This is a genomic window from Gordonia sp. CNJ-863 (genome assembly GCF_001942325.1).
Classification (GTDB): domain Bacteria; phylum Actinomycetota; class Actinomycetes; order Mycobacteriales; family Mycobacteriaceae; genus Gordonia; species Gordonia alkanivorans.
Genome location: NZ_MKKG01000044.1, coordinates 17,130 through 32,109, shown reverse-complemented (window position 1 = coordinate 32,109; position 14,980 = coordinate 17,130). Strand labels below are relative to the sequence as shown.

The following is a 14,980-nucleotide window of genomic DNA, read 5'->3' as shown; positions in this document are numbered from 1 at the left end:
CGCCTGGATGGGTGAGACCAGCGGCGGGCCGGTCGCCGAGGATGTCCGCCGGCGCATCCTGGCGATGCTCGCCCAGGGGACCTTGACGCCCGGCGCCCGGCTCGGCACCGAGCGCGATATGGCCGAGGAGTTCTCGGTGTCGAGATCGACCCTGCGCAGTGCACTCCTCCCCCTCAGCCGGGCGGGCGTCCTGGAACGCCGAACCGGCCGCGGCGGAGGAACATTCATCCGAGCCGATGTCGTCGAGCGACACGCCGCCGAATCATCGAGTCTCCCACAGCTGCTGGCGGAGTCCGGACACGCCAGTGCGACGCGGGTGGTCGGTGTGGAACGACGGCCGGCGACACTGATCGAGGCGCGCGCCCTCGAGATCACCTCGAGTGCAGAGGTGTTCGCGATCCGGCGCATCCGTCTCGCCGACAGCGCACCACTGTCGGTGGACCTGGCCTGCTTCCCCGTCGAACTGGCACCCGGCCTGCCGGCGCACCCGCTGGACGGATCGCTCTACGAACTACTGCGCACGCACTACGGACTCGCCGCCGCCGAGACCACGGAGACCATCGAGGTCGGAGCCGCCAGCGGGCGCGAAGCCGACTGGCTCGACATCGGCGTCCGCCGTCCGCTTCTCGCCATCACCCGGGTGTCCCGCGACTGGGCGGGCATCCCGTTCGAGTACTCCTTCGACCTCTTCCGGGCGGATCGCGTCCGACTCGTGTCCACCTCGACGGTGACCCGCGAGGTGAAGGGAAGCTAGTTCGCGCGCGACCCCACCGAGAAGTCGCCGGTCTGACTGGCGTCGAACCCGCCGCCAGACGTGCCGCCCAGCAAGTGCCCGAGTCGCCGGCGCTTGGCGTCGAGGTAGCGGACGTTGGCCGGCATCACGCCCACGATCAGCGGGACACGCTGGGTGACCTCGATCCCGGAGTCGGTGAGTCCGCGGACCTTGTCGGGGTTGTTGGTCATGACGCGCGCCCGGTCGATCCCGAGGTCAGCGAGAATGGCTGCAGCGGCGCCGTATTCACGTCCGTCGACCGGTTCGTCGAGTTCGAGGTTCGCCTCGACGGTGTCGAGTCCCTGGTCCTGCAACCGGTAAGCGGCCAGTTTCTTGAGCAGCCCGATTCCCCGGCCCTCGTGCCCGCGCAGGTAGACCACGACCCCACCGTCGTAGCTGATGCGTTCGATCGCCGCGTCGAGTTGCGGTCCACATTCGCATCGCTGCGACGAGAATGCCTCTCCGGTCAGGCATTCGGAGTGGACCCGCACCAGCGGGGCACGCAGGTCGAGGCGGTCTCCGGACATCCCGGCGCTCACGAGGGCGATGTGTTCAGCGCCGGTCTCGGTGTCGCGGTAACCGATCGCGCGGAGTTCACCGGTCGGGGTCGGCAGGACCGTCTCCGCCCCGCGACGCACCCGGGGTGCCACCGACCAGCGGTCCGCGTCGTGGATACGGCGGTAGTTGACCAGCTCCTCGATGGTGAGCACCGGAAGGCCCATGCGCGAACCCATCGCGGCGACCTGCGGGTAGCGCATCATCGAACCGTCGGCGGCGACGAGTTCGGCGATCACGCCGACCGGGGCGACGTCGGCGAGCGTGCACAGGTCGACGGCGGCCTCGGTGTGTCCGGGACGTTCGAGGACCCCACCCGGCCGGGCACGAAGGGGTAGTACGTGTCCGGGCCGGGTGAAGTCTCGGGGGCCGGATGCGGCCCCGGCCAACATGCGCAGCGTGAGCGCACGATCGGCGGCCGAGATGCCCGTCGTGACTCCCTCCGCTGCGTCGACGGTCACCGTGTAGGCGGTGGCCTTGGGATCTTCGTTGTTGGTGACCATCGACGGCAGTTCGAGCATGTCCGCACGCTCGCCTGTCATCGGGGCGCACAGCAGACCGGAGGTGTTGCGCACGGTCCAGGCGGTCCACTCGGTGCTCACCCGGTCGGCGGCCAGGATGACGTCGCCCTCGTTCTCCCGGTCGGCGGCGTCGGTCACCAGAACCGGGCGGCCCGCGCGCAGGGCATCGATGGCGTTCTCGATGGCGTTCATCAGTTCTCCTCGACGTCGACGAAGAATGGTCGTCGTGGTGTCCCCACGACCTGCACGCCATTCGACACCGTCTCCGTGTCGGTATGGAAACCCGCGAGTGGCTGGCGAATTTCGCCGGTCGGCACCCGCGTCCCCGCAGGTCAGCGCGCGCCCGACGCCGAATTCCGCCACTCACAGGCCGCCGATTCGGGCAATACGCCGATCCGGGCGAACGGATGACCGGCCTCGCCGTCGTCTTCGGCATACTGTTCGATGACCGAAGCTCATCGAGCATGTAGCTCACCGAACCGGGAGGTCCCCGTGGCCAGTGGTCTCGTCGCCTTGCTCGACGACATAGCGACACTCACCCGTGCCGCCGCCGCGTCACTCGACGACATCGGCGCTGCGGCCGGCAAAGCGAGCGTGAAAGCTGCGGGTGTCGTCGTCGACGACACCGCGGTGACCCCGCGCTACGTCGACGGGTTCACCCCGGACCGCGAGCTTCCGATCGTCCGCAAGATCGCGATCGGATCGATCCGCAACAAACTCCTGGTCATCCTGCCCGTCGCGATGATCCTCAGTCAGTTCCTCCCCCAGGCGCTGCCGTACCTGTTGATCGCCGGTGGTTTGTTCCTCTGCTACGAGGGCGCGGAGAAGGTCTACGAGGCGATCGCCGGAGGCCATCACGAGGAGGAGTCGGGCTCCCGGAGGGGCGATCCCGAGTTCGAGAAGCACATGGTCAGCGGCGCGATCCGCACCGATCTGATCCTCTCGGCCGAGATCATGGTGATCTCGCTGTCCTCGGTCGAGGACGAGCCGTTCTGGACTCGCCTGGGCGTTCTGATCGTCGTCGCGTTCCTGATCACCGCACTCGTCTACGGCGTCGTCGCGATCATCGTGAAGATGGACGACGTGGGGCTCGCGCTCGCACAACGGGAGTCGACGTTCAGTCAGAAGATCGGCCGCGGGCTGGTCACCGCGATGCCCAAGATCATGTCGACGCTCACCGTGGTCGGCATCGCGGCGATGCTGTGGGTCGGCGGGCACATCCTCATCGTCAACGTGGGTGAGGCCGGCTTCCACTGGCCCGCCGACCAGTTGCACCACGTCGAGCACTGGTTCGGCGAACTGGTGCACGGCGGCTTCGGCGGCGTGCTGTCCTGGACGGCCGGAACCGTCCTGTCCGCAGTCGTCGGCCTGATCGTGGGCGCGATCCTCGTCGCGATTCTCCATGTCATCCCCAAGCGCAAGAAGAAGGACGCGGCCCCCCCGGCTCACTGACCGGTCCCAGCTGGAAAGCACCCCCGAGTTCCGCCCTCAGCAGCGGGGCCGCCGACACTGTGTCAGCGGCGGCCCTCTACCGGGTGGGCGGATTCTAGGGGTCCTCGCAACACCGGTTGGTTAGACGGGTACAAGTACATCACGCAGACGCTCGGCTGGGGTTCTCCAGTCGAGCGTTTTGCGTGGTCGACTGTTGAGTCGTTGGGCGACGAGTTCGAGGTCTGCGGCAGTGTGCACCGATAAGTCGGTGCCCTTCGGAAAGTATTGGCGCAGCAGCCCATTGGTGTTCTCATTCGAGCCTCGCTGCCAGGGTGAATGCGGGTCGCAGAAGTAGACGGGCACATTGGTGGCGATGCTGACCTGCTTGTGCGCGGCCATCTCACAGCCTTGATCCCAGGTCAACGATCCCCGCAGGTGCTCGGGCAGAGAACCGATCAGCGGGACCAGTACGTCACGGACTGCTTCGGCCGTGTGCTCGCCGGGTAGATGACCGAGGAGCACATAGCGAGTCGAGCGTTCGACCAGCGTCACGATCGCCGATTCCGACCGGCTGCCGACGATGAGGTCACCCTCCCAATGACCGGGCACAGCCCGATCCTCGACCTCGGCCGGCCGATCGGAAATCATCACCATCTCGTCGACGAACCGGGCAGTGCGTCGATCTGGGGACCGGTGAGGTTTGCGGTGGGTACGGCCGGTGCGTAACGCGTCGGCGAGTTCGCGGCGCAACCCGCCCCGGGCTTGGACGTAGATCGCCTGATAGATCGTTTCGGTACTCACTCGCATCGCCTCGTCATCGGGGAACTCGATGATCAAAGTGTGACTGATCTGTTCGGGAGACCATTGCACGGCGAGTTTGTCCGAAACGTAATCCCGCAACGGTCCACCGACCGCCAGCTTGGAGTCTTTTGGTCGTAAACGCGAACTCGCCCAGTTCCTTTGGGCCCGATGAGGGCGATACACCCCAGAAACGGAATAGGCGTCAATTTCTCGTTTGATCGTCGACGCCGCCCGACCCAGTTGCCGACCGATCTCCCGCAGCGAGTCGCCGGCCCGACGCATGTCGGCGATCTGTTCCCGCTCGGACAAGGTCAGAAACCGAGGATGCAATGGGGCTTCGATCCGGGCCAGCGACGGTCGCGAGTCAACAGTGGTCACACCAGTCTTGTAGTCGACGCGACGGCCATCAGGATGCAGGCGCGCGTTGCCGATCTTGCGGATCCCGCTATCCCAGTCCCGTGCGGTGCGGATGTGCACTCCGACTTGCTTGGCAGCCTCACGGCGGCAGACACCGGCAGCGCGCAGTGCGTCATAGCGGGCGCGCCCTGGATGCCCCGAAGTACCCCGTTTGCCGCGACCGCGTAAACCGGCTCGACGAACCCACCCATAGGCCGTCGCACCGTTGACTCCCACACTGCGCGCCGCTGCTGTCACGTTGCCGTATTCACGGTCCAACGCCTCGAAAAACAGCTCCTTCAACTCCGCAGAAACCATGATCCCCGCAACTCCCTGATAGCCAGGGTGTTGCGGGGATCACTAGAACCCAAGGTGTATCCCGGGGGCCGTTCTGAGGGGCGGATCTCCGGCAGTGTCCACCCCGGTGACCACCCAACCCGACGCACCGGGCACCCTCAGGAGTCGTGAGCACATGGGAACTGTTCGCCGTCCTGCTGGCCGGTGTGGGTGCGGGCGCGATCAACGCGATCGTCGGTAGCGGCACCCTGATCACCTTCCCGACGCTCGTCGCATTCGGGGTCCCACCGGTCACCGCGACCATGTCCAACGCGATCGGCCTCGTCGCCGGCGGCGTCTCCGGGACGTGGGGCTATCGGCGTGAACTCGAGGGGCAGTGGCCGCAGCTGCGGTGGCAGATACCCGCGTCGTTCGTCGGTGCGATCGTCGGCTGCTGGCTGCTTCTGCACCTGCCGGAGACGGTGTTCGAGACGATCGTGCCGGTGCTCCTGATCGCCGCGCTGGTCCTCGTGGTCGCGCAACCGCGCATCCAGAAGTGGGTCGGCCATCGATCGATCTCCCCCACCGGGGTGGGCCGCCCCCACCTGACCCCTCTGCGCATCGCCGCAATGGTGGCGGGCACATTCGCGGTCGGCGTCTACGGCGGCTACTTCACCGCCGCCCAGGGCATCTTGCTGATGGCGATCCTCGGCGTCGTCGTCCCCGACCACCTGCAGCGGATGAACGCCGCCAAGAACCTGCTCTCCCTGGTGGTGAACGTCGTTGCGGCGGTCACCTACACGCTGGTCGCCTTCGACCGGATCGACTGGTCCGCGGCCGGGGTCATCGCGGTGGGTTCCCTGCTCGGCGGTGTTGTCGGAGCGCGATACGGTCGACGACTCTCACCCCGCGCGCTTCGCGGGGTGATCGTCGTCGTCGGTCTGATCGGGCTGTGGCGGCTGCTGGCGTGAGTCAGAGCGGCCTGTCCCGAAGATGGGGGTCGCACTGCCGGTTTCGCGCGAACCCGCCCACACCCGACGGCCGCCGTGGACGATGGAGGCCGATGCTCCGACGGCGGGAGAAGCGATGGTCGACTGGGATGGTGCACGGTACGCGGAGGTGAGTGGCTCCAACGCATGGTCGCCGAGGAGTCGATCTCCGGTCTCGCGCTCATCGGGAACGAACGTCTGCTCGACGTCGGCTGCGGGGACGGGTTCATCACGATGCTGCTGGCAGAGCGATTGCCCGAGGGATCGGTGGTCGGCGTCGACGCCTCCCACCGGATGATCGACCGTGCCCTGGCGCGGGTGCCATTCGACACGCTGCGTGTTCAGTTCCACGTCGACGACGTGCTGGCCTTGCCATTCGACCAGGACTTCGACATCGCGGTCTCCTTCAACGCCCTGCACTGGGTGCACGACCAGGGAGAGGCGTTGCGGCAGATTGCGCGATGCCTCGTCGACGGCGGGCGCGCGGTGCTGCAGATGGTCTGCGCGACCGACCGGCCGAGCATCGAGGACGTCGCCATGCAGGTCGCGACCGATCCGCAGTGGGCCGGAAGTTTCGAGGCATTCGACGCGCCGTACGAACATGTGGAGCCCGCCCGTTTCGGTGAACTCGCCACCGCAGCCGGCTTCACCGTCGACGACCTGACGGTGAAGAACCTGTCCTGGACGTTCGATTCCGTCGAGGACTTCCACGCCTGGTTCACCGTCGGCTCCCCGGACTGGACGAACCGGCTCCCCGACTCGGAGACCGGCCGGTTCGTCGCCGAGGTGATCGAGAGATACCAGTCGACGGTCGGCGAACCCGCGTTTTTCCGGTTCAGCCAGTTGCGTGCCTCGCTGACCAGACGAGCCGGCCACTGAGGAGAAGGCAGAAGACGGGCGGGCCACCTGTTCAGGTGGTCCGCCCGCTAGCGCCCCGACAGGTCAGGTCAGGGGATGTAGTTGAACGTGTCCGGATCGGGGCCGATGCGCTCATCGGCGTTGAGGCCCTCGATCGCCGAGACCTCGTCGTCGGACAGCTCGAAGTCGAAGAGCGCGAAGTTCTCCTCGACGCGGGCGCGCGTCACCGACTTGGGGAAAACGATGTCGCCGCGCTGGATGTGCCACCGGAGCGTGACCTGGGCGGCCGAACGTCCCTTGGCCTCCGCGATCTTCGTGATGACCGGGTCGTCGACGACCTTGCCCTGCGCAATGGGTGACCATGCCTCGGTGGCGATACCGTGCTCGAAATTGAAGGCCCGCAGAGGATTCTGCGACAGGTACGGATGGACCTCGATCTGGTTCACGGCCGGAACCACGTCGGTTTCGTCGAACAGGCGCCGCAGGTGCGCCTGCTGGAAGTTCGAGACGCCGATGGCGCGGGCCTTGCCGTCGGCGTAGGCCTTTTCCAGTGCCTTCCAGGTCTGGACGTAATCACCCACGTCGGGCAGCGGCCAGTGGATCAGGAACAGATCGACCTGGTCGACCCCGAGGTCGGCATTGGTCTTGTCGAGCGCCTCGAGCGCGTCGTCGAAGTCGTGAAATCCGTTGTTGAGCTTGCTGGTGATGAAGACCTCGTCGCGAGCGAGGCCTGACTCGCGCAGCGCCTCGCCGACGCCCTTCTCGTTGCCGTACATCTCGGCGGTGTCGATGTGCCGGTAGCCGACCTCGAAAGCGGTCAGCGTCGCGGCCCTGGTGTCCTCCGGCGGAACCTGGAACACGCCGAATCCCAACTGAGGGATGGTGATGCCGTTGTTGAGCGTGATGTTGGGGACTGTCATACGCGATCTGTCCTTTCGTTGCAGCGAGACGAGGCCTACCTCGACAGGCGGGTCGCCGGTCATCCGACACGCGGGCCCGGACTCGCACGACCATGTTCAGGTTCAAGGCACGCGGAGGCGGGGGATATTCCTGACCACCCCTGACCTGCTCCGATGCGTCAACCCTTACGCGGAAGGCGACGCTGCCGTTCCTCGGCGAGCTGCATCTCCTCGAAGTCGGCGAGCCGGTCGCGGGCCGGCTCCCCGAGCTCTTTCGTCACCAGCGAGACCAGCAGCTCGGTGAGGACGAAGCCGTGCGCCATGGAATCGAAGGGGCCCGGACCGGTGTGACTGGTCGTCAGGACCGACGCGGCCTGCGACGCCAGCGGTGACAGGTAGACGTCGGTGATCAACACGAGTTCCGCGCCGCGCTCGGCAGCGCGCAGTCCCCATTCGATCGTGGTCTGCTGGTACCGCCGGTAGTCGAAGAGGACAGCCACGGTGCGATCGTCGACATCGGTCATCGCGGCCATCCGGTCGCCCGAATTCGGTTGCACCAGAACGACACCCGACCGGAGCATCCGGAGATACTGGTGTAACTCGGCGGCCAGCACCGAGGTGAACCGGCCGCCCAGGAGCATCACGCGCCGATCGGTGTCGGCGAGCGCGGCAACCGCGCCGGCCAGGTCGGCCCGCGACAGATTGTTGATGGTCGCCCGGACACCGTCGGTGTAGAGCGCCAGCGCATCGGCGAGGTCGGCGTCATCCGCCGGCCCGGCCCGGTCGACGCCGGGATCGTCGGTCGGGTACACCGTCACCGGGGAGAACAACCGCGTCTGAACCTCCGCGCGCAGGGACTCCTGGAACGCGCCGTAGCCGGGGAAGCCGAGTTTGCTCACCAGGCGCAACGCCGTCGGCGCGGAGACCTGCGCCTCCGCCGCGAGTTGCGCGATGGGAACGAGACCTGCGGTGGGATACCCGTCGGTGAGGGCCGCGACCACCCGAAGTTCACCGGGGGCCAACGATCCGCGTACCTGACGGATGCGTTGCGCGACGGTCCCCTCCAGCGGTGCACCCTGAGCCATGGGCGAAGTCTAGTTGTCGTGGTCGGGTCGGGACGGACCGAGACCGCTGCCCACGCCCACGATCCGCGCATCTTAGACGGGCAAGAGTCCAAATACCCGGAAACAAACGTTTTACATGTTACGCCTACACAATCCCGCGTAACGGATGTAACGTCGCTCGCATCCCCCGGTTCAGCTCGACCAGGAAGCAGCGATGACCTTGCAGAACAGCCCGTCGCACGCACCCGCCACCTCATGGGATGCGCCGCAGACGACCACCCCCCTCGATGACCGATGGTCCGATCTCATCCAGCACGACCGCGTCCACCGCACGCTCTACGTCGACCCCGCCGTCTTCGACGAGGAGATGGTGAAGGTCTTCGGCGGTCAGTCGTGGGTGTACCTCGCCCACGAGTCCCAGGTACCCGACCCCAACTCGTTCCTGTCGGTCCGCATGGGCCTGCGACCCGTCATCGTCACCCGCGATCGCAAGGGTGGCCTGCACGCGGTCTTCAACCGATGCGCCCACCGTGCGGCGACGGTGTGCCGCGAGGAGTCGGGCACCGCGAAGAGCTTCCAGTGCCCGTACCACGGCTGGACGTTCCGGAACACCGGTGAACTGGTCGGCGCACCGTGGCCGTCGGGGTACGGCGAACTCGACAAGGAGCGGTTCGGCCTCACCGTCGTCTCGAAGGTGGAGAGTTACCGCGGCTTCATCTTCGGCACGATGAACGCCGACGCCCCTCCGGTCGACGAGTGGCTCGGACACGCCCGGCCCTGGCTCGACTACTGGATCGACCGCTCCCCCACCAGTGAGGTCGTGGTGAAGTCCGCGGCCTACCGGATGGGCTACCGCGGCAACTGGAAGCTGGCGTTCGACAATGCCGGCGACGGTTACCATCCCGCGTTCTCCCACCGTTCCCTGCTCGAAATGGCCTCTCGTATGGGCGATTCGAAGGACATGTCGTACTTCGGCAAGACCCCCGACGACGGGCCGATGAAGGTGTACTCGCTGGGCAACGGGCACAGCGTCATCGATCAGCGCCCCGTGTACGAGGGCCCGGGCAGCTTCTGGGCCAATCAGCGCCCCCAGCCGGGCCGCGAGCGGTTCGAGGAGAAGGTGCGCGCCGAACACGGTGACGACGCCGACCGGCTCCTCGACCTGGCCATCGGTGCGCAGATCAACCTGAGCATCTTCCCCAACCTGCTGGTCATCGGAAACCAGATCCAGGTCGTCGAGCCGCTCGCGGTCGACCGCACCCAGCTCACCTGGCATGCCACCTCGATCGGCGGTGTCCCCGACGAGATCAACACCATGCGGATGCGCTCCCAAGAGGACTTCCCCGCTTTCGGCGAACCCGACGACCAGGCCAATTTCGAAGAGGCGCAACGCGGTCTGGCCGCGCCGGAAGCCGAGTGGGTATTCATGAACCGCGGCCTCGACACCGACTGGCAGACCATCGAGCACGACGGCGTGATCCGCAGCGCGGTCACCGACGAGATCCACATGCGCGGCTACTACGAGGAGTGGCAGCGCCGGATGCGAGGAGCACAGCGATGAATCTCGACCGCCTCCCGGACACCTACGCCGACACGTCGTCGTTCTCCTACCACGTCGACGCCGACTGGTACGACGAGCTCGACCGATTCCGGCAGGTCCTGGCCGACGACTGGCCGGTCTCACAGCCGACCGAATGGCATGGCGCGCAGTCGTTCCTGTTCGCCGAGGCCCGTCTGATCGACAGTGGCCGGTTCAACGACTGGCTCGACCTGTTCACCGGGGACTGCCTGTACTGGGTTCCGGTCACGGCCGGTGGTGGCGACCCCCGTCGCGAGGTCAGTCACGCCTTCGACGACCATCGTCGTCTCACCGACCGCGTCTACTGGTTGCGGACCGGTCTGGCCTACAGCCAGCTGCCGCCGTCACGCACACGACGACTGATCACCAACGTCGAATGTCTCGACCATCCAGACGGGCTCCGGTACGTGCGCTCCAACTTCGTCGTCCACGAGATGCGCGCGGGCACCGCGAAGACCTACACCGGCTGGTACGGGCATGTGCTGCGCGAGACCGACGACGGCTGGCGGATTCGGCTCAAGTCGGTCAACCTCATCGACTCCGAGCAGTATCACGAGAACCTGACCCTGGTGTTCTGACCATGGATATCGAAACCTCGTCCGCCGCCGGGCAAGCCGATCTCGCCCAGGCAGTCGACACGCTGACCGCCGAGCTGGAACTGCTGCGCGCACGGGTGGGACGTATCGAGCGCGAGGTCGCCGCTTCACGGCCTCTCGTGGCCGCGGTGCGCGCCCTCGACATCTGGGACTACACCCCGTACGGGGTGGCCCCCGGTAGCGACTGGGTGGCGATCGACCGGACTGCGGCGACGGAACTCCTCGCCGCCCTCGCCAAGATCGATCACTGGCAACCGTGGTCGACGCCGATCGAGGCGAGGCCACAACCATGAGTACCCGTACGCTCACCGTGATCACCCACGTGAACAATCCGTCGATCGGAGTCCTCGAGGAATCCGCGGTCGCCGGCGGCTGGACGATGTCGGTGGTCGGGCCCTTCCGTGGGGATCCGCTACCCGACGCCGACGTTGTCGAGGCGCTCGTCGTGCTCGGTGGGCCGCAGAGCGCTTATGACGGCGAGAGCCATCCGTACCTCGCCGACGAGGTCGCCTACCTTCGTGACGTCCATGCACGCGAGATCCCGCTTCTCGGCCTGTGTCTCGGTTCGCAATTGCTCGCCGACGCGCTCGGTGGGCGATCGCGTCCCGGGGACAGCGGCCTGGAGTGCGGTTTCATCGATGTCATTGCGACCAACCCGAAGTCGTTGCTCAACGGCACGTTCTTCTCCTTCCACTCCGATTCGGCGGACCCTCCGCCGGACGCGGAGATCCTGGCCCGCAGTGACCATTACCTCCAGGCCTGGCGCCTCGGAACGTCCACGGCGATCCAGTTCCATCCCGAACTCGACGGTGCGGGCATCGACGCCCTACTCGCCCTCGAGGGACCCAAACTCCGACAGTTCGGCGTCGACGTCGACGCCATCCGCGAATCCATCCCGACCGGCGGTCCCCAACCGGGGCGCCGCCTCCTCGACACCTGGCTCGACGACGTGCCGGTACGAGATCCCGCCCACCCCTGATCGATCGACCATCCCGACCAGATCCGCACCACCCGTCACCACTCCAGGAGGTTCTCATGACCGCAGCGAAGTTCGTCGAGAAGTACGACCTGTACCGACCCGAAGACCACCGTGCGGCAGAGCACGCCATCGACACCATCAACCGCGAGGGCATCGAGGTCGTCCGCGTGGTCTGGCCCGACCAGCACGGTCTGCTGCGCGGCAAGGCCCTCACCGTCCCGGCATTCTTGGCCGCGATGAAGGCCGGCAACGAGATCACCATGGCCCCGTTCTTCTTCGACACCGCCAACGCCATCGTGTTCAACCCGTTCAGCCCCGACGGCGGGTTCGACTTCGACGGCCTCGGCGGCAGCCCGAACGTCAAGATGGTCCCCGACCCCGGCACCTTCACCGTGTTGCCGTGGGCCGAGAAGACGGCCCTGGTCTTCTGCGACCTCTACATGTCCGATGGCAAGCCGTTCCCGCTCGCACCGCGCACCATCCTGAAGAACACGCTGGCCGAGATGGCGTCGAACGGCTACAAGCTGGTCGCCGGCATCGAGATGGAGTGGTACCTCACCAAGGTCGTCGACAACGGGCTGGGCACATGTTCGCTGGGCGCACCCGGCTCCCCGGCCGACCCGCCGTCAGTCGCTCCGGTCGCGCGCGGCTACAACTACCTGCTCGTCGACCACCTCGACGAGGTCGACGACATCCTGCGTCCGATCCGGAACGCACTGTCGGACATGGGCTTGCCGATCCGTTCGTTCGACGACGAGTGGGCGCCCAGCCAGATGGAGACCACCTTCGACATCCTCGACGGGCTGGCAGCCGCCGACGCGGCAGCATTGTTCCGCACCACGACCAAGCAGATCGCCAAGCGCAACGGCCATCTCGCATCCTTCATGTGCACACCCGCGATCGCGGGCTTCTACGCCAACGGCTGGCACCTGCACACGTCGGTCGCGGACAAGGAGACCGGCGCGAACCTGATGGTCCCCACCGGCGACACCCCCCTCTCCGAACTCGGTGTCAACTACGTCGGCGGCACCCTCGCCCACGGTGCGGCGGCGTCGGTGTTCACCACCCCGACGATCAACGGTTACCGCCGTCGTCGGCCGTACTCGCTTGCCCCGGACCGCCTCGCCTGGGGGCAGGACAACCGTGCCGCGATGATGCGCGTCATCAGCGCCCCGGGGGACATGGCCTCTCACGTGGAGAACCGCGTCGGGGACTCCGCGGCCAACCCCTATCTCTACATCGCGGCCCAGGCCGCCGCCGGTCTCGACGGCATCCTCAACCGCACCGACCCCGGTCCGGTCAGCGATGACCCGTACAGCGCCGACGTTCCCCAGCTGCCGGGTTCGCTGGCCGAGGCCATCGACGTGCTCGAGCAGGACGGGTTCTACCGCAAGGCTTTCGGGGACGGATTCATCGACTACCTGGTCACGATGAAGCGCAGCGAGGTCAGCCGGTACGACGCGTGGGTCGCCGAGAACCCGGACGAGTCGACCTACGTCAACGGCGTGACCGACTGGGAGCACCGCGAGTACTTCGAACTCTTCTGAGTTCGGACCGACAGATCGCAACAGGTAGGGATAGAGGAGTTGGCGTTGCCCACCATCACGTTCATCAGCCCCGACGGCACCAAGCATCAGCTGGAGGCGAAAGCCGGCGCGTCCGCGATGGAGACGGCTGTCAAGTTCGGCGTACCCGGCATCATCGGCGAATGCGGGGGTGGGTTGTCCTGTGCGACGTGCCACGTGTTCGTCGAGCCCGGCGACATCGACCGCACCGGCACGGCCGAGGACTTCGAGGAGGAGATGCTCGAAGACGCACTCACCCCGGCGACCGAGTGCAGCCGGCTGTCATGCCAGATCCGGATGACCGATGAGCTCGACGGGCTCGTCCTGACGATCGCACCCGAGCAGTGAGCGGGCGCATCCTGATCGTCGGCGGCGGCGAGGCGGGTCTCAGCATCGCGGTGACCCTTCGCGAGTTGGGCCACAGCGACGAGATCTGCCTGGTCGGCGCGGAACCCTTCTCTCCCTACCAGCGGCCTCCGCTGTCCAAGGAATTTCTCGTCGACGGAGATGAGCCGGCGGTGTTGCGTGCGCCGGAGTTCTACGCGGCCAACGACATCCGGCTCATCACCGGCCGTTCCGTGGCGTCGGTCGAGCGTTGTGACGACGACAACGGCGGCGGTGCCGCGACCCTCGACGACGGCACCGTCCTCGCGTTCGACCGAACCGCCCTGGCCACCGGTTCCGTCCCCCGGCGGTTGCCCGTACCCGGCGCCGACGGCGAAGGTGTGGTGGCACTACGCACCATCGACGACGCGCACGTCATCCGCGCGGGTCTCGACACCGCCCGCGACGTGGTCATCGTCGGCGGCGGCTTCGTGGGTCTCGAGGTCGCCGCGGCGGCGCGAGCTCGCGGCGCGACGGTGACGGTCATCGAGGCCGCCGACAGAGTCCTGGGACGTGTTGTGGCCGAGCCCATATCGGCGTTTGTTCGGCACAGTCACGAAACCGCCGGCATCCGGATCGAGACCGGCCGCGGGGTGACCGCCATCGGCGTCACCGGGGGACGCGCCGACTCCGTCATCCTCGACGACGGTCGATCGATCCCTGCTGACCTCGTCGTCGTCGGGATCGGCGCGGTTCCGACCACTGAGCTCGCGACACTCATGGGCGTGCGGTGCTGCCCCGGGATCGTCGTCGACGACCACGCCCGGACCAGTGACCGGTACGTCGTGGCGGCCGGCGACTGCACCCTACAACCGCATCCGCATCGGCCGGGAGAACTCCTCGCCGTGGAGTCGGTGAACAACGCCGTCGAACAGGGCAGGACCGCCGCCCACACCCTGCTCGACCGGGACCCCCCGGCTCGGGGAGTGCCGTGGTTCTGGTCCAACCAGGGCGCGCTGAAGATCCAGATCGCCGGAATCTCGGACGGCCACGACCGGTTTGTCGTGCGCCGAGGCGCCGAGGATCGGCTCACCGTGCTCTACTACCGCGACGACGTGCTCATCGCCGGCGACACCGTCAATGATCCTCGTGAGCACATGGCCATCAAACGGGCGCTGGCACAGGGGGCCGCGATCGATCCGGACGTGGCGTCGGACACGTCGAAGCCACTCAGGTCGCTCGTCACGCCCCTGACCCCGACCAGCTGAGTGAAGCGCTCCGCGTGATCGACGGTTGAACGCGCCGAGTCGGCACCCAGAACCCGCCATTGCGCACCTGTTTTGTGGAATTTCGCACTCCCCGTTTCCCAGGACGG

Annotated in this window: 14 protein-coding genes and 1 pseudogene; 11 read left to right on the top strand and 4 right to left on the bottom strand. The window is 66.9% G+C overall.

All coding sequences use genetic code 11. The features are described from left to right. The first annotated feature begins 7 nt into the window (after window positions 1-7). Window positions 8-754 (top strand): GntR family transcriptional regulator, encoded by a 747-nt coding sequence (locus BJF87_RS18515; protein ID WP_075863715.1) that lies wholly within the window; start codon window positions 8-10, stop codon window positions 752-754. On the opposite strand, the gene BJF87_RS18510 is transcribed toward BJF87_RS18515, so the two are convergent. After that, window positions 751-2,040 carry a bifunctional 3,4-dihydroxy-2-butanone-4-phosphate synthase/GTP cyclohydrolase II gene (locus BJF87_RS18510; protein WP_006359597.1) on the bottom strand — a complete coding sequence of 430 codons (1,290 nt, stop codon included), beginning with the start codon at window positions 2,038-2,040 and terminating at the stop codon, window positions 751-753. The genes BJF87_RS18515 and BJF87_RS18510 overlap by 4 nt on opposite strands. 300 nt (window positions 2,041-2,340) lie before the next feature. On the opposite strand from BJF87_RS18510, the gene BJF87_RS18505 reads away from it, so the two are divergent. Beyond that, window positions 2,341-3,300, top strand: a complete 960-nt coding sequence (locus BJF87_RS18505) for a DUF808 domain-containing protein (protein WP_187346520.1) — start codon at window positions 2,341-2,343, stop codon at window positions 3,298-3,300. A gap of 120 nt (window positions 3,301-3,420) precedes the next feature. Here BJF87_RS18505 and BJF87_RS18500 read toward each other — a convergent pair whose 3' ends face one another. Next, on the bottom strand, window positions 3,421-4,557 hold the full coding sequence (locus BJF87_RS18500; protein ID WP_232283164.1) for an IS30 family transposase: 1,137 nt from the start codon (window positions 4,555-4,557) through the stop codon (window positions 3,421-3,423). A 383-nt stretch (window positions 4,558-4,940) separates the two neighbouring features. Between BJF87_RS18500 and BJF87_RS18495 the strand changes: the two genes are divergently transcribed. Next, window positions 4,941-5,723, top strand: a complete 783-nt coding sequence (locus BJF87_RS18495) for a sulfite exporter TauE/SafE family protein (RefSeq protein ID WP_075863713.1) — start codon at window positions 4,941-4,943, stop codon at window positions 5,721-5,723. Between the two features lie 115 nt (window positions 5,724-5,838). Then, window positions 5,839-6,620, top strand: a pseudogene (locus BJF87_RS18490) (class I SAM-dependent methyltransferase). Window positions 6,621-6,688: 68 nt separating this feature from the next. Here the strand turns inward: BJF87_RS18490 and BJF87_RS18485 are convergent. Together BJF87_RS18485 and BJF87_RS18480 are read right to left on the bottom strand one after the other, a co-directional pair. Further along, complete coding sequence (locus tag BJF87_RS18485; protein WP_006357775.1) at window positions 6,689-7,519, bottom strand: aldo/keto reductase; 831 nt, start codon at window positions 7,517-7,519, stop codon at window positions 6,689-6,691. A gap of 158 nt (window positions 7,520-7,677) precedes the next feature. Beyond that, window positions 7,678-8,583, bottom strand: coding sequence for a MurR/RpiR family transcriptional regulator (locus BJF87_RS18480; protein ID WP_075863712.1), 906 nt, complete (start codon window positions 8,581-8,583; stop codon window positions 7,678-7,680). 193 nt (window positions 8,584-8,776) lie between these two features. Between BJF87_RS18480 and BJF87_RS18475 the strand changes: the two genes are divergently transcribed. The 7 genes from BJF87_RS18475 to BJF87_RS18445 are packed head-to-tail and all read left to right on the top strand — an operon-like array spanning window position 8,777 to window position 14,873. Then, window positions 8,777-10,123: a Rieske 2Fe-2S domain-containing protein gene (locus tag BJF87_RS18475; protein ID WP_075863711.1), complete on the top strand. Its 1,347-nt coding sequence runs from the start codon at window positions 8,777-8,779 to the stop codon at window positions 10,121-10,123. Next, on the top strand, window positions 10,120-10,719 hold the full coding sequence (locus BJF87_RS18470; protein WP_006357778.1) for an aromatic-ring-hydroxylating dioxygenase subunit beta: 600 nt from the start codon (window positions 10,120-10,122) through the stop codon (window positions 10,717-10,719). The genes BJF87_RS18475 and BJF87_RS18470 overlap by 4 nt, the downstream gene beginning before the upstream one ends. A 2-nt stretch (window positions 10,720-10,721) precedes the next feature. Beyond that, window positions 10,722-11,030 (top strand): hypothetical protein, encoded by a 309-nt coding sequence (locus BJF87_RS18465; protein WP_006357779.1) that lies wholly within the window; start codon window positions 10,722-10,724, stop codon window positions 11,028-11,030. After that, a complete protein-coding gene (locus BJF87_RS18460) occupies window positions 11,027-11,716 on the top strand; it encodes a type 1 glutamine amidotransferase (protein WP_006357780.1) in 690 nt (229 codons plus the stop codon). The genes BJF87_RS18465 and BJF87_RS18460 overlap by 4 nt, the downstream gene beginning before the upstream one ends. 56 nt (window positions 11,717-11,772) lie before the next feature. Beyond that, the gene (locus BJF87_RS18455; protein ID WP_006357781.1) at window positions 11,773-13,263 is read left to right on the top strand and encodes a glutamine synthetase family protein; all 1,491 of its coding nucleotides are present in this window, start codon (window positions 11,773-11,775) and stop codon (window positions 13,261-13,263) included. A gap of 45 nt (window positions 13,264-13,308) precedes the next feature. Beyond that, the gene (locus tag BJF87_RS18450) at window positions 13,309-13,629 is read left to right on the top strand and encodes a 2Fe-2S iron-sulfur cluster-binding protein (RefSeq protein WP_035754009.1); all 321 of its coding nucleotides are present in this window, start codon (window positions 13,309-13,311) and stop codon (window positions 13,627-13,629) included. Next, on the top strand, window positions 13,626-14,873 hold the full coding sequence (locus BJF87_RS18445; RefSeq protein ID WP_006357783.1) for an NAD(P)/FAD-dependent oxidoreductase: 1,248 nt from the start codon (window positions 13,626-13,628) through the stop codon (window positions 14,871-14,873). The genes BJF87_RS18450 and BJF87_RS18445 overlap by 4 nt, the downstream gene beginning before the upstream one ends. The last annotated feature ends 107 nt before the right edge of the window (window positions 14,874-14,980 follow it).

Coding starts and splice junctions, on each gene's coding strand:
- BJF87_RS18460 (WP_006357780.1), top strand. CDS start 11,027: ATGAGTACCCGTACGCTCACCGTGATCACCCACGTGAACAATCCGTCG.
- BJF87_RS18455 (WP_006357781.1), top strand. CDS start 11,773: ATGACCGCAGCGAAGTTCGTCGAGAAGTACGACCTGTACCGACCCGAA.
- BJF87_RS18485 (WP_006357775.1), bottom strand. CDS start 7,519: ATGACAGTCCCCAACATCACGCTCAACAACGGCATCACCATCCCTCAG.
- BJF87_RS18470 (WP_006357778.1), top strand. CDS start 10,120: ATGAATCTCGACCGCCTCCCGGACACCTACGCCGACACGTCGTCGTTC.
- BJF87_RS18515 (WP_075863715.1), top strand. CDS start 8: ATGGGTGAGACCAGCGGCGGGCCGGTCGCCGAGGATGTCCGCCGGCGC.
- BJF87_RS18465 (WP_006357779.1), top strand. CDS start 10,722: ATGGATATCGAAACCTCGTCCGCCGCCGGGCAAGCCGATCTCGCCCAG.
- BJF87_RS18510 (WP_006359597.1), bottom strand. CDS start 2,040: ATGAACGCCATCGAGAACGCCATCGATGCCCTGCGCGCGGGCCGCCCG.
- BJF87_RS18480 (WP_075863712.1), bottom strand. CDS start 8,583: ATGGCTCAGGGTGCACCGCTGGAGGGGACCGTCGCGCAACGCATCCGT.
- BJF87_RS18475 (WP_075863711.1), top strand. CDS start 8,777: ATGACCTTGCAGAACAGCCCGTCGCACGCACCCGCCACCTCATGGGAT.